Source organism: Pseudomonas sp. LBUM1643 (assembly GCF_059716215.1).
Genome location: NZ_CP166813.1, coordinates 4,588,192 through 4,601,825, shown reverse-complemented (window position 1 = coordinate 4,601,825; position 13,634 = coordinate 4,588,192). Strand labels below are relative to the sequence as shown.

The window sequence follows — 13,634 nt, the reverse complement described above, 5'->3', positions numbered from 1 at the left end:
CTGTAGGAGCTGTCGAGTGAAACGAGGTGCGATCTCTTGATCTTGTTTTTCAAGATCAGCATCAAGATCAAAAGATCGCAGCCTCGTTTCACTCGACAGCTCCTACAAGATTATTTATTGCCATGTTTGTGTAGAAGGATTCACCCCATGCCTGTTTTGCCAGAACTTGAAGCATTCCTCGAACTCGCCGAGTTCGGCCGCATGACCGGCAAGAGCCGCGCCATGCACGAACTCACCCCGGAGCAGGCGCGGATCGATTTCGAAGCCTCCTCGGGCTTCCTCGATACACCGCTGGAATCGGTGTCCTGCCAGTCAATTACGATTACCGCGCGAGACGGATTCAGCCTGCCTGCGCGGTTGTATCGTGACGGCCAAGGAGGCGACGGCTTGCAACCCGTGGTGCTGTATTTTCACGGCGGTGGCTATGTTGTCGGCAGCCTCGACTCCCACGACGCGCTATGCCGACGCCTGGCCGCGCAAGGCGGGTTCGCCCTGTTGGCGGTGGATTATCGTCTGGCCCCGCAATGGCGTTTCCCGACCCCGGTGCAGGACGCTTGCGATGCGGGCAACTGGCTGGTGCGCGAGGGTGCGCAACATGGCCTCGATGCAACGCGCGTGGCGTTGGCGGGTGACAGCGTCGGTGCCACGTTGGCAACGGTCCTGTCGATCATGGCGGTGTGTGAACCTGCCGAATTCACACTGAAACCCAAGGCCCAGGTGCTGGTGTACCCGGTCACCGATGCCACCACCCAGCGCGCGTCCCATCGGGATTTCGCCGAAGGTTACTTGCTCGAAACTCCGACACTGGACTGGTTCTACGCCCACTACAGCCGCACACCCGCAGACCTCGCCGACTGGCGCTGCTCGCCATTGCTGGCGCAGGATCTATCAGATTTAGCGCCGGCACTGGTTTACCTTGCCGGGCACGATCCGTTGCATGACGAAGGACTGGCCTACGCCGAGCGGCTGCGAGAAGCGGGGAACGAGGTGACACTGCTGGAACAACCGGGCATGACCCACGACTTCCTGCGCATGGGCGGGTTGTTGAGCGAAGTGGAAGCCATTCACGCGCAAGTGGCGCAGTGGGTGCGTTCGCGGTTCTGAGACAAAAAAACCGACCCGTCGCCCCCGCGTTTTCCGGATTAGCACAAAACCTGGAGTCGCTGACGATCGAGGGTGGGAGCGAGCCTGCTCGCGATGGCGGCGGGACAGACAACCATGAAGTGACTGCCGGTCCGCTATCGCGAGCAGGCTCGCTCCCACAAGGGTATCGCGCTGATCACAAAAACCAGCACCACCATCGCTCAAAGTGGGGGCGGCTTGCTCGCGAAGGCGGCAGCACACTCAACACAAATCCATGGCCCAAAAAAAATGCCCGCATCTCACGATACGGGCATTTCTCATTTCAGCTTATCGCTCAGAAATCATACTTCGCGGTCAGCTGCAGGTTGCGCGGCTCGCCGTAGAACGTGGTGCCGAAGTTGCCAAGGCCGGACTGGTACTTCTTGTCGAACACGTTGTTGGCGTTGGCGGTGAAGCTCAGATGTTCGTCGTACTGGTAACGGGTCATCAGGTCGACGAGGGTGTAGCCGCCTTGCTTGAGCGAGGTGGCGCCGCCTTCGCCATTGCCCACGTCAGGGCTGAAGCTCTGACCGTAGAACGAGCTCTGCCAGCTGACGCCGCCGCCGACGGTCACCTGGTTAAGCGCGCCAGGCAGGCGGTAGGTGGTGAACGTACGGATCACATGTTCCGGTTTGCTTGTTGCCAGCGGGAAACCGTAGACACGTTGTCCGTCCTTGTCGCGGGTACGGGCGTAGGTATAGCCAGCCGATACGTTCCAGTCCTGCGCCAGTTCGCCGGCCAGTTCCAGTTCGATACCCTTGGTTTTAGCGCCGGAGATGGGTTCGTAAAGGTCAGTGCCCGTCAGCGTATCGGTCGTGACGTATTGAGCAACGTTGTCCTGCTCGATCTGGAACAGTGCGAGGGTGGCGTTCAGCTTGCCTTCGAAGTAGGCCGCCTTGATGCCAGTCTCGTAGCTGTCGCCTTCAACCGGTTTGAGCGTCGATCCGGTGATGTCCTTGTAGATCTGTGGCTGGTAGATCTTGGTGTAGCTGGCGTAGACCGAATAGACATCATTCAGGTCATAGACGATACCGGCGTAAGGGGTGACGACACCGTGTTCCTTATAGCTGGCGTGGCTGTCGGTCAGGGTTGCGCCCGGGTAGTAAGAGTAGTCCTCGTTGTACTTGAAAGTACTCAGGCGGGTGCCGAGGATGAACGACAGGTCGTCGGTCGGACGCAGGCGCGTGGCCAGGTACAGGCCGTTCTGGCTAATGGTGCGTTCGTATTTGCCGTTCTTCGGGAATTCCTGTTTCGCCAGTGTACCGTTCCAGTCATAGATGCTGCCCGGGACCAGTTCGAACGCGCTGGTGTCGTAGGTGGCACCGGTCTGGCGCGAGTGGGATGTCATGAAGCCGGCGACCAGTTCATGTTCGCGACCGCCGAGGGAGAACGGGCCGGAGACGTTCATGTCAGCCGTATTTTGTACACGATGACCTTCCCAGCGACCCCAGTAGAAGAAGTTGCCTTCGCCCGTGGCACGGTCTGCGTAACCACCACTGGCCGAGGCTAGTTGAGTGTCGTGATCGGTGGTTTTCTGGTCGAAGCTGGCTTTGAATTTCCAGTCATTGGCGAGCGCCTGTTCCAGCGATGCGAAGTAGGTAATGCTGTCGAAGTCACGACGGCTCCAATCGGCACCCGGGTTGAAGCTACGGGAGAAATCGGTGCGACCGCCGTCGGTGAAATACGGCGAGTTCCCTGTCCAGGAGCTGCCGCGTGGGGTGGCACTGGACTTGTCGACGCCCACGGTCAGCAGGGTGTCGTCGGTAAGGTCAGCTTCAAGGACGCCGTAGAACAGGTCTTTCTTCTGGCTGTAATGGTCGATGTACGAATCTTTGTCCTGCAAGGCACCGACGAAACGGCCGCGAACATTGCCGGACTCGGTCAACGAACCAGAGATGTCGCCTTCAGTGCGGTAGTTATCCCAGGAGCCCGCAGTGGCGCTGACCGAAGCCTTGAATTCCTTGGTCGGTTTTTTGCGCACCAGGTTGACGGTGGCCGACGGGTCGCCTGAACCGGTCATCAGGCCGGTAGCGCCTTTGATGACTTCGATGCGATCGAGGCTGGCGGCGTCGTCGCTGTTGTTCGGGTTTTCTCCGTAAACACCGTCGTAAGGGATGTTGACGCCATCGTATTGAAAGTTGGTGATGGCAAAGCCACGGGCGGAAAATTCGGTACGGTCACTGTCGTACTTTTGATACGTGACGCCGGGTGTGTTGCGCAACGCGTCACTGACGCTTAGTACACCCCGATCATCCATCAGCTGACGCGTCACCACGGTCACCGTCTGTGGTGTTTCACGAATGGTCAGCGGCAACTTGGTCGCCGTAGTCGTCGCGCCGGTGGTGTAGGAACCGGTGTCTTCAGTGGTCAGGCCCAGAGCCTGGCCGGAAATGGTGGTTGCGCCCAGTTGCAGGCTCGAACCGCCGCCGGACACCAGGGTCACGGTGTTGCCGTTGATCTGGAACGAGATGCCGGTGCCCTTGAGCAGTTCCGACAGGGCTTGCGACGGCTCCAGCGAACCGGACACTGCGCGGGACTTGATCCCTGCGACCTGGTCCGGGCTGTAGAGAATCTGCAGATTGGTCTGCATGCCCAGCTCGGTCAGCGCGCTGGACAGCGGTTGAACCGGGATACTCACTTTTACAGGTGCAGCATTGGCCATCGAGCTCCCCAGCAAGGTGGCGGTCAGCAATACGCTGGTGAACAGGGTGCGATGCAAAGTCGGGCGCTGTACGGCCAGCGCGAGAGGTGTGCGGCGTGTTTGAGGTCGCATTACGTACCTGAGCTCCTGAAAAAGTGTTGTGCAGCGTTTTTGTTAATAAGAATGATTATTAAGACGGGGCGCAGACACAAAACCGGAAAGAAACTTTAAAAATAAATTCATGAGGGTGGATTGCCGCGAAATTCCCTACTCACACCGCCCCCCTGTAGCAGCTGGCGAAGCCTGCGTCCGGCTGCGAAGCAGTCGCAAAACCAGAAATCGCGGTGCATCAGACAGACCTCGCTTGCAGGGTTTACGACTGCTTCGCAGCCGGACGCAGGCTTCGCCAGCTGCTACATGAAGCGGTCGAGTCAGGCCGGGACCAATTCGGTGATGACCTTGCCGCTTTCCATCCGCACCAACTGATCCGCTACATCGAAATACCGGTCATCGTGGGAGATCACGATGATGGTCTTGCCCAGGCGCTTCAGGTCCGGCAGCAACTCGGTGTAGAAGATTCGCCGGAAGGTCGGGTCCTGATCCGCCGCCCATTCATCGAACACCAGCACCGGACGCTCTTCGAGCCAGGCATTGACCAGGGCCAGGCGTTTTCGCTGGCCGGTGGACAGGTCGGTGGTGGTGAAGCTGCCGTCCTTGACGCTGACCTTGTGCGAAATCTCCAGCCGTTGCAGGTATTTGTTGGCGTCTTCAGGGATGTGTTGATCGCCCTGAACCACGTCATCGAACAAGTAGTAGTCGGCAAAGATCGTGGTGAACAACTGGCGGTAGTCATCGCGATTCTGCGCATCGATCGCCTCGCCATTGACGCTGATTTCCCCCTGCTGCGGCGTGTACAGCCCCAGCAGCAGCTTGATCAGCGTTGTCTTGCCGCAGCCGTTTTCGCCGACGATAAAGGTGATGTCGCCTTGCTTGATCGTCAGGTTCACCGGACCCAGCTGGAAGGGCGCAGCGCCTTCGGCGGCAGGGAAGGCGAAACGCACATCGGCGAGTTTCAGTTCGTGCACCGCTTGTTTGACCTGGCCCTGATCGCTCAGGAGCAGATGCGGTTCGGGGGTGGAAAATTGCTCCGACAGTTCGGCGATCCGGCGGAAGGCGATTTGCGCGCGGCTGACAATCGGCAGGGTGCTGATCAAATGTTCCAGCGGCCCTTTCATGTACAGCAGCACCAGCACAAAGCCGCTCATCACGGTTTTATCAGCGCTCGGCCAGTAGGTTTGCAATGCCAGGGCCAGGCCGATCACCACGAAGAACAGCATGGAGCCAAAGGTCTTGGCGATGACGAAGGTGTTGATCGAGCGCACTTGGGTGTTGCAGATGAATTCGGCCGTGGCCTTGATCCCCGAGACGAACATGCGTTGGCGGCGCGGGCGATGAATACGCAGTTCCTTGGCACCTTCGGCAATCGCGTTGTAGTGCTTTTGCAGTTCATCTTCGGCATCGCGGGCGGCCATGAAACCTTGCACACCCTTGCTCTGGGCGTAGGCCTGGATCGCCGTGCCGATCAGGATCGCAGCGACCATGATCAGGAACATCGGCCACGACAGCATTGCCAGATAACCCATGCAACCCAAGGTCACCGTGACGGAAATCGCCAGTGGCGCGAAGGCAAAGGCGAAATCGCTGATGGTGTCGACGTCGTGAGTCAGCACCGGAATCAAGCGGTGGCTGCGGTAGCGCTCGATCTGCTCGATGGGCGCCGACAGGACCTTTTCACCCAACTGTTTACGCAGTTTGGCGATGATGTGCTGGCCGACGTAATTGGTGCCGATGTCCGAGCAGATCGAACTGGCCAGCGCCAACAGGCACAGCCCCGCGAACAACGCGACCACGCCTTGGGTCAGGCCGGTGTCCGAATGCAGGGCGTTGTTGATGGTCGCCAGCAAGACCGTCACGCTCAAGCCGCCCACCATGCCCAGGAAAATGGACGCGGCGACGATGAGCCGAAACGGTTTCAACAAGGCGAACAACTCGCCGATGGCGCCACGAGGAGGTTGGGTCATGGAAGACAGTTCCTTGGGTGTAAAGGCAGATACCCAGTAGAACGTCTGGTCGCAGGCTTAATTTAGAGGGGCGCCGACTGGCGGTGAAGGCATCACACGCAACCCCCTGTAGGAGCTGCCGCAGGCTGCGATCTTTTGATGTTGATGTCAAAAAGCAAGATCAAAAGATCGCAGCCTGCGGCAGCTCCTACAGGGGGGCGGCGTTACGGCGTGACGGTCGTGCGGTGTGCGGCGGTGCGGCGTTATGGCGGTGCGGTAATGCGGTGGTGCGGCGTCACGGTCGTGCGGTGGTGCGGTGGTGCGGCGTTACGGTAGTGCGGTGGTGCGGCGTTACGGTAGTGCGGTAGTGCGGTAGTGCGGTGGTGCCGTGGTGCCGTGGTGCGGCGTTACGGCGTTACGGCGTCCCGGCGTTACAGGGTGGAGGTGTGCGGGGCGAAGGGGAACTGCATGGCTTACAGGTCGCGCACGATCCGCAACCCTATCCAGTCCCCACGCTCTTGCGGGTACTGGCTGTTGCGATTGCCCGAACGGGAAAACACCGGAGCCTCACCCCAGTCGTTGCCGCGAATCCGCACCGCTTCGCAATTGGGTTCCAGCCATGCGCTGCCGTCGGTGGGGGCGCCGACGTAGTTCGGATGCTCGCAGTCTTCGACCCATTCGTAGACGTTGCCATGCATGTCGTACATGCCGAACGCGTTCGCTGGATAGCTGCCCACGGGCGAGCTGTAGCTGTAGCCGTCCGCCGGGCCATAGGTGTTGGCGTGTCTGGCGATGCTGTAGGCCTTGCCCTCGTCGAACGGGAAGGGGAACGGTCCCTTGGTACCGCCACGGGCGGCGTATTCGCGCTGGGCTTCACTGACCATGTGATAGTTCTGCCCGGTCTTTTTCGACAGCCAGGCGACGTAGTTCTTCACGTCGTCAAAGTTCATGCACACCGCAGGCTGGCGCGGGCCCTGGGGGTAGCGCGGTTTGCTGGCGACGCACTCGCGACCTGGCCGGGTGTCGCCATTGGCGATGGTCACGCCACTCTCGCGCAGGTAGCTGTCCCACTCACCGGCGGTGACCTGAAAGCGGCTCATGGCGAAGGGCTTGGCGAAGGTCACCGCATGCATCGGACTTTCATCGGGCTCGCGCCCGACTTCATCATCCGGCGTGCCCATGGTGAACGTACCAGCGGGCAGCACGACCATTTCCGGGCAGCCCCGGCAGTCCTTGAACACCTTGCCCGCCTGTGGCGCAGTGGCGGCCTGGGCGGTGGCAGGCGCAAGAGCGGCCATGAGTGCGGTGAGGGCGAGCGCCTTGAGCGGCAGTGTCGGCAGATCTCGATTCATGAGTCATCTCGAGTGAAAAAAAACGGGTGGTGTAACGCAGCCAGCGCAAGCAACGCATCACAAGAGCCTGTGTGTAGCGTCACGCGATTTTGCTCACTAGCACCATGGTGGCGAGGGGATTTATCCCCGTTGGGTTGCGAAGCATCCCCAAAATTGGACCTGGTGCGCAGTCCAGCGGGACGGTGCGACGATTCGATAAACTCCCTCGCCACCAGAGCGTGTGTTTCTGATTGCAGGTGCGCAGCGTCACGCGATCGTACTCAGCAAACCCATGAATCGGTCGATCTCGTGTTCGGTGTTGAGCAAACCCGGTGCAATCCGGATCACCGGGCCGACATCACGTTCCACCGAATCGCAGACCACGCAGTTTGCCATCAACTGCGCGGCGACTTTTTCGCAGTCGCGATCCTTGATCCGGAAGAAGGTGAAGCCAGCCGACAGCGCCGAGCTTTGCGGGGTCACCAACTCGATCTGCGACTGTTCCAGCAGGCGATTTTTCGCATACGTGTTCAGCGCATGAATGCGTGCCTGCACCTCGGCCTTGCCCAATTGCAGGTGCAGCTTGAACGCCTCATCCAGCGCCCATCGATGCTCGAAGCTGTGATAGCCGCCGGGGGTCATGATGGTCGAGAAGGACGTCGCCTCGGAGAAGGTCGGGATGGTTGGCGTCACGTCTTTGAGCTCGGCGGAGCGGGCGCAAATGATCCCGGTGCCGCGTGGACCGAACATCCATTTATGCGTACCGGCGATGAAGAAGTCGCACTGCATGTCAGGAAAATCGAGGTCTTCGACACCGAAGCCATGCACGCCGTCGACCACGTACAGAATGCGGTCTTTGTCGTCGCGGTTGCGGTTCTGTTCCTCCACCAGCTTGCCGATTTCGCCGATGGGCAGTTTCACGCCGCTGCCCGACTGCACCCAGGTCATGCCCAGCACACGGGTGTTCGGGCGAATGCCCTGGGCAATCGACGCCAGTACTTCGTCCTCCGAAATGTCGCGACTGCTTTCGAACAGCTTGAGCTTGCGGATCTTCACCCCGTCCTTCTGTTGGCGGTAATCCAGCGTGTAATGGGTCGCGTAGTGCTCGTGTTCGGTGGTGAGGATTTCCTGGTCCGGGCGCACATGGATGCCACCGTAGATCAGCGACAAACCCTCGGTGGTGCTGCCGGTGAGGGCGATCTGTTCAGGGGTGGCCTTCAGGTAACGAGCAGCCCACACGCGAACTTCCTGTTCACGCTTCTCGGTTTCCCCCAGGTCCCAGTCCATGGCTCGGCCGGGGTTGCGGTCGAGGTTGGCGCGGTGCCTGTCGATGGCTTCGCGCACGGGCCTCGGGTGCGACGTCACCAGGAAGTTGGCGAAGTGCAGGTAGTCCGGATCCTGATTGAACAGCTGACGCAACTGCGCCCATTTGTCCTTCGGCAACGGCGCTGGATTGGCGGCCAATGCCGGCAGGTTCACAGCGGCACCCAAGGGCAGGCCCGCGGCAAGGAGGCCGGCCTGCTTGAGGAATGAACGACGGTTGCTCATGAGCTCGGTTCGCTTTTGCAAAAGAGAAAAATCAGTGGTTCGCCACAGGTTTCGACGACCGCTGCACCTGGTCCCAGACCCGCAGGAAATTACCGCCCCAGAGCTTGGCGATGTCGGCGTCGCTGTAGCCGCGACTGATCAGCTCGGCCGTCACGTTGCGGGCTTCGCTGACGTCTTTCCAGCCATCGAGACCACCGCCGTCGTTGAAGTCGGAACTGATGCCGACATGGTCGATACCGATTTTCTTCACTGCATAGTCGATAGCGTCGCCATAGTCCTTGAGTGTGGCTTTGGGCTCTTCATCGACAATCGCGTAGAGCTGGCTGGCGTACTCGCCGAAGCGCTGCTCGGACCAGACGGTGATGATCGGATCACCCGGCATCAAGGCCATTTCCAGGCCTTGCAAGGGCTGCAGATCGAAGCGCGCACGCAGGGCGTTGAGCTTGTCCTGGGTGGCCTGGCTGAGCGGGCGGATGTAGGTCGGGAAACCGACGATCTGCACCACGCCGCCACTGTTCTTGATCAGCTGCATTTCCTGGTCGCTGAGGTTGCGCGGGATGTCCACCAGCGCCCGCGGCGCCGAATGCGAGGCCACCATCGGCGTGCGGCTTAGTCGCGCGACTTGTTCCAGTGCCTTGGTCGACATTTGCGATACATCGATGATCACCCCGAGGTCATTGAGCCGATGCACGGCCTGCTGGCCGATCTCCGACAAGCCGCCGAGGGCGTCACGGGAATCATTGAAAAACGGCAGCGGGCGGGAGGAGTCGGCCCAGGCGTTGTTGCCCACGTAACTGAAGCCGAACATGCGCATGCCCCGTGCCGCCCATGTGTCCAGGGCGTTCAGGTCGTTGCCCAGCGGGTAGGCGTTGAGCATGCTGAGAAAAATCGCGAACTTGCCTTCGCCGTGCAGGCGCCGGAAGTCGTCGGGGGTGTAGGCGATGGCGACCTGATTGGGAAAGTCGCGCACCATCGTGCTGATGATTTTGTAGCGGGTTTCCTGCTCGAACCGCGCCTCGTCGACGAACCCGGCGGTGGGGCGGTGCGGCGCGTTCTCGCCGTTCCAGATTTCCGGCCAGCCGAAGATGGTCAGGGCTGCGCCGGATAGGCGACCGCGACCGGTCTTGACCAGGTCGAACTGACCGGTGCCGTCCTTGTCGGCTTCGTTGCCGGCGGTGCCGAAGTCCAGCGGGACAGTAACGTGGCTGTCGAAGGAAAGGATGCGCTCCTGCAGCTCATCGGCTTGCTTCATCACCTGCACCGGGTAACCAGGATTGTCCTTGAACCAGTAATCCCAGGCCGCATAGCCCGCACCGGCGCTGATGGCCAGCGCCAGGGGCAGGCCGAGGTAAAGAGCCTTTTTCGAACGTGGTTTTGTCATTGCCATCTCAGTCATGTTCGCCGCCCCGGTGCGGGCGCAGGGGCCTTTGCTATCTGGGATGAACGAGTGGACGGAGGAAGAATTTAGGTGAATGTGCAGGCCTCATCGCGAGCAGGCTCGCTCCCACAGGGATTTTGTGAACACTGCAGATCCACTGTGGGAGCCAGCCTGCTGGCGATGCTGTTAAATTTTTGAAGGGGATGAACGTTCTAGCTTGGATAAAGCCTGCTTCATGGCTGACACAGGTAGGGCAATGACGATTTCTCGACGATGGTTCATGGCAGGCCTGGCGCTGACCGGTGCCGCCGTGCCTGCGGCTTTTTATGGGCATCGCGAATGGAGCAAACCGGATACGACGATTACCCCCGGGGAAGCCTCGTTCGACGTGGCGGATGTCGCCGGCCAGCATCTGGCGAACACCTTGCGTGGCGTCTGGCAGATTCGCTTTGAGGGGCGTGACGCCGGTCTCGAAGGCTTGCCTGGGGACGGTCTGGAAGTGTTCCTCGACGTCGGTCACAAGGGTCGCGGTTTGATCGGGTTTCTCGACACCGCCGAGCGGTTGCGTGCCAGCGAGGCGCCGCGCTACCGGGTATTGGGCGATCTGGCAAATGCCAAACCTGCCGAACTGAGCTGGCGACTGATCAGCGCCAATGCACTTCACGACACGCCGGATTACGAGTTCAGCATGTCCCTGGACGAGGTATGGGCCGGGTTTGGCAATGCCGGCAGCGGCACGCTCAGTGGTCGGGTGCTCAACCTGGATCGGCCGCTGATGTTGACCGCCCAGGACAATCGGTTCATCGCCGTCAAGCGCACCTTTCCCGAAGCCCGGGAGCGCACGGGTCTTAATGCGCCGCTGTTGGCCTGGCTGATTTCCCCGGAACACCGCCTGTTTCACCAGCTCTGGCACGCCTCCCGGGACAAGTGGCACACGCTGCCCGAAGACAAGCGCAATGCCTTGCGCGGCATTGGCTGGCAGCCCGGCCCGAGAGACAAGGAGCGCGATGCGCGTGGCGCGCGCAAGGATCGCAATGGGTCCGGCGTGGACTTTTTTTTCATGCACCGGCACATGCTCGGCACGGCGCGCTCGATGCAGAACCTGCCGTCATGGCCGCACTTCCCGTTGCCGCAACCGGAACTGGTCCGCGATCGTGTGGGCTTCGCAGCGTATTTCGATAATCACGACGGCACCGCGTTGCCACCGACCTGGTTGGCGGACGACGACGCTGAATACTCGCAGTGGGTCGCCGACATCAAAACCGCCGAGACCTACCACAGCAATTTCCAGGTATGGGAATCGCGCTATCGCGATCCGCGTTATCTGTCGAAGCTGACCTTGGGCCAGTTCGGTTCAGAGGTCGAGTTAGGCCTGCACGATTGGCTGCACATGCGCTGGGCCTCGGTGCCGCGCGACCCGTCCAATGGCCAGCCAGTGCCCTTTGCAAGAGATCCGTCGGACTTTTCCGCGCGCTGGTTCGCGGCGGAAAACGACTTTCTCGGCGACCCGTTTTCGTCCCACGTGAACCCGGTGTTCTGGCATTTTCATGGCTGGATCGATGATCGCCTCGAAGACTGGTTTCGGGCTCATGAGCGGTTTCATCCGGGCGAGGTGAATCGGTTGGAGGTCAACGGCGTGGCGTGGTTCGCGCCGGGGCGTTGGGTCGAGGTTGATGATCCCTGGCTGGGGCCGGGCACCCATGGCTGCAGCACCACGCCGGGTTTGCAGCCGGGCAAGTCGGTGGAAATGGATCCGGAAACCATGAAGCTGGCGTTGCGCATTACCTTTGGCGAGGACGAGAAGAAGCTGGCGAACCTGTTCCGCAAAGTCCCGCAGCGGCCTTGGTATGCACGGCATTTGAAGGCCAAACAAAGCCAGGCTTGAGACCGCGTTATCGATCGCGGGCAGACCTGCAATGAGTTTTGGTATCTACACAAGTTTCAGGATCGGGCACTACTGTGGCGAGGGAGTTTACTCCCGCTGGGCTGCGCAGCAGCCCCAATGGCAGTCACGGTCCTTCAGAAAAAATCAGCGACCGGCTTTAGGGCTGCTGCGCAGCCCAGCGGGAGTAAACTCCCTCGCCACAAGTTCGGTGTGTGCCACGACAAGATGTGTAGATACCGCTGCCGCGATGAGGCTCTATCAGGTACATCACACTACAAAACCTGCCACCCCCCACCCAACGCCTTGTACAGCGCAATACTCGCCTGCATCCGCGCCAGCCGCAGTTGCACATTCAAATCCTGCGCCGCATACAGCGATCGCTGTGTTTCCAGCACCGTCAGCAAATCCTCGGCCCCGGCCTGATAACGACTCTGGGCAATGCTGAACGCCGTCTGCGCCTGATTCAGTTCTTCCCGTTGCCACTGCCGCTGTTCATCCAGCCCGCGAATGCTGTTGAGGGCTTTTTCCACGTCGGCGAAGCCATTGATGATTGCCCCGCGATACGCTTCCAGCAGCTCCTCCTGACGGGCCGTAGCCTTGTCACGCTCGGCACCCAGACGACCATTGTTGAACACAGGCGCAAGCAGCCCGGCGGTGAGGTTGTAAAACGGGCTGCGCAGGATATCCGCCGCGCGATCGGCACCCGAGCCCAGTTCGGCACTCAGGGTCACGGTGGGCAGCATGGCGGCACGCGCAACGGTGACGTCCGCTTGCGCGGCGGCCAGTTGCGCTTCGGCGCGGGCAATGTCCGGGCGACGGCTGATCAGCTCGCTGGGCACCCCGGCCGCAATCGTTGGCCAGGTCAGTTGATCGAAACGTTCCTGCCCCAGGGCCAGTTGTTGCACCGGCCGGCCAAGCAGGGCGGCGAGGCTGATCTGCGCTTCCTGCGTCTGTTGCTGCACCAACGGCAATTGCCGTTGTTGCGCGGCCACCAGGCTCTTCTGTTGCGCCAGCTCCAGCGCTGTCGCCGAGCCCGAGTCATAGCGCGTCTGAACCAGTTTCAGCACGCTCTGTGCGTTGGCCAGGTTGAGCTCGGCGATGCGTTGTTGCTCCTGCAGTGACAGGGTTTGCGCGTAGCCGTTGGCGACGCCGCTGAGCAGGGTCAACTCCACCGTCGCCTGATCGAATTCGCTGGCCTGCAACGCGAACTGCGCACTGTCGCGAGACGCCCGTTGGCCGCCCCAGAAATCGATTTCGTAGCTGGCGCTGAGGTTGGCGTCGAAGTAGTCCACCGCCTTGTTACTGCTGTCGGCATCCAACTGGCTGTAGCCATTGCCGCGCAGCAGTTTCTGGCGATTGGCGTTCAGGCCGGCCTTGACCTCCGGCAGTTGCGAGCCGCCGGCAACCACCGTTTCCGCCTGCGCCTGGCGCACCCGGGCCATGGCGGCGGACAGGTCGAAACTGCCGACTCTGGCCTGCTCGACCAGGCGATCCAGCTGTGGGCTGCCGAACTGCGACCACCACTGCACATTGCTGCGGGTCGCGCTCTCGCTGTGGGGCGATTGCCAGGCGGCGGGAGGCGCAATACCACTGTCCGGACGCTGAGCGGGACTGCCGCACGCGCCGAGCAACACGCAGAGGGTCAACAGACTGAGTTGCGGCTTCATAA

General features: G+C 60.9%; 8 protein-coding genes. 2 read left to right on the top strand and 6 right to left on the bottom strand.

The window, feature by feature from the left end; genetic code table 11:
• Positions 1 to 147: 147 nt before the first annotated feature.
• On the top strand, positions 148 to 1,104 hold the full coding sequence (locus ACA063_RS20730; RefSeq protein ID WP_497663180.1) for an alpha/beta hydrolase: 957 nt from the start codon (positions 148 to 150) through the stop codon (positions 1,102 to 1,104).
• 313 nt (positions 1,105 to 1,417) lie between these two features.
• Here ACA063_RS20730 and ACA063_RS20725 read toward each other — a convergent pair whose 3' ends face one another.
• The 5 genes from ACA063_RS20725 to pvdM form a co-directional block, all read right to left on the bottom strand.
• Positions 1,418 to 3,895: a TonB-dependent siderophore receptor gene (locus tag ACA063_RS20725; RefSeq protein ID WP_497663179.1), complete on the bottom strand. Its 2,478-nt coding sequence runs from the start codon at positions 3,893 to 3,895 to the stop codon at positions 1,418 to 1,420.
• Between the two features lie 299 nt (positions 3,896 to 4,194).
• Positions 4,195 to 5,844, bottom strand: a complete 1,650-nt coding sequence (locus ACA063_RS20720) for a cyclic peptide export ABC transporter (protein WP_497663178.1) — start codon at positions 5,842 to 5,844, stop codon at positions 4,195 to 4,197.
• A gap of 452 nt (positions 5,845 to 6,296) precedes the next feature.
• The gene (pvdO, locus tag ACA063_RS20715) at positions 6,297 to 7,175 is read right to left on the bottom strand and encodes a dihydropyoverdine dehydrogenase (RefSeq protein WP_497663177.1); all 879 of its coding nucleotides are present in this window, start codon (positions 7,173 to 7,175) and stop codon (positions 6,297 to 6,299) included.
• Between the two features lie 246 nt (positions 7,176 to 7,421).
• Complete coding sequence (pvdN, locus tag ACA063_RS20710) at positions 7,422 to 8,702, bottom strand: pyoverdine-tailoring periplasmic protein PvdN (RefSeq protein ID WP_497663176.1); 1,281 nt, start codon at positions 8,700 to 8,702, stop codon at positions 7,422 to 7,424.
• Between the two features lie 31 nt (positions 8,703 to 8,733).
• Entirely contained in the window at positions 8,734 to 10,083 is a 1,350-nt protein-coding gene (gene pvdM, locus ACA063_RS20705; RefSeq protein WP_497663175.1) for a pyoverdine-tailoring dipeptidase-like protein PvdM, read from the bottom strand.
• A 253-nt stretch (positions 10,084 to 10,336) separates the two neighbouring features.
• Here pvdM and pvdP point away from each other — a divergent pair, with 253 nt between their 5' ends.
• Positions 10,337 to 11,965 (top strand): pyoverdine maturation tyrosinase PvdP, encoded by a 1,629-nt coding sequence (pvdP, locus tag ACA063_RS20700; protein WP_497663174.1) that lies wholly within the window; start codon positions 10,337 to 10,339, stop codon positions 11,963 to 11,965.
• A gap of 272 nt (positions 11,966 to 12,237) precedes the next feature.
• Here pvdP and ACA063_RS20695 read toward each other — a convergent pair whose 3' ends face one another.
• Entirely contained in the window at positions 12,238 to 13,632 is a 1,395-nt protein-coding gene (locus ACA063_RS20695) for an efflux transporter outer membrane subunit (RefSeq protein ID WP_497663173.1), read from the bottom strand.
• Positions 13,633 to 13,634: the final 2 nt, after the last annotated feature.

Excerpts from the sequence above, each read along its gene's own strand:
- ACA063_RS20730 (WP_497663180.1), top strand. The coding sequence starts at position 148 with ATGCCTGTTTTGCCAGAACTTGAAGCATTCCTCGAACTCGCCGAGTTC.
- ACA063_RS20725 (WP_497663179.1), bottom strand. The coding sequence starts at position 3,895 with ATGCGACCTCAAACACGCCGCACACCTCTCGCGCTGGCCGTACAGCGC.
- ACA063_RS20720 (WP_497663178.1), bottom strand. The coding sequence starts at position 5,844 with ATGACCCAACCTCCTCGTGGCGCCATCGGCGAGTTGTTCGCCTTGTTG.
- pvdO (WP_497663177.1), bottom strand. The coding sequence starts at position 7,175 with ATGAATCGAGATCTGCCGACACTGCCGCTCAAGGCGCTCGCCCTCACC.
- pvdN (WP_497663176.1), bottom strand. The coding sequence starts at position 8,702 with ATGAGCAACCGTCGTTCATTCCTCAAGCAGGCCGGCCTCCTTGCCGCG.
- pvdM (WP_497663175.1), bottom strand. The coding sequence starts at position 10,083 with ATGACAAAACCACGTTCGAAAAAGGCTCTTTACCTCGGCCTGCCCCTG.
- pvdP (WP_497663174.1), top strand. The coding sequence starts at position 10,337 with ATGACGATTTCTCGACGATGGTTCATGGCAGGCCTGGCGCTGACCGGT.
- ACA063_RS20695 (WP_497663173.1), bottom strand. The coding sequence starts at position 13,632 with ATGAAGCCGCAACTCAGTCTGTTGACCCTCTGCGTGTTGCTCGGCGCG.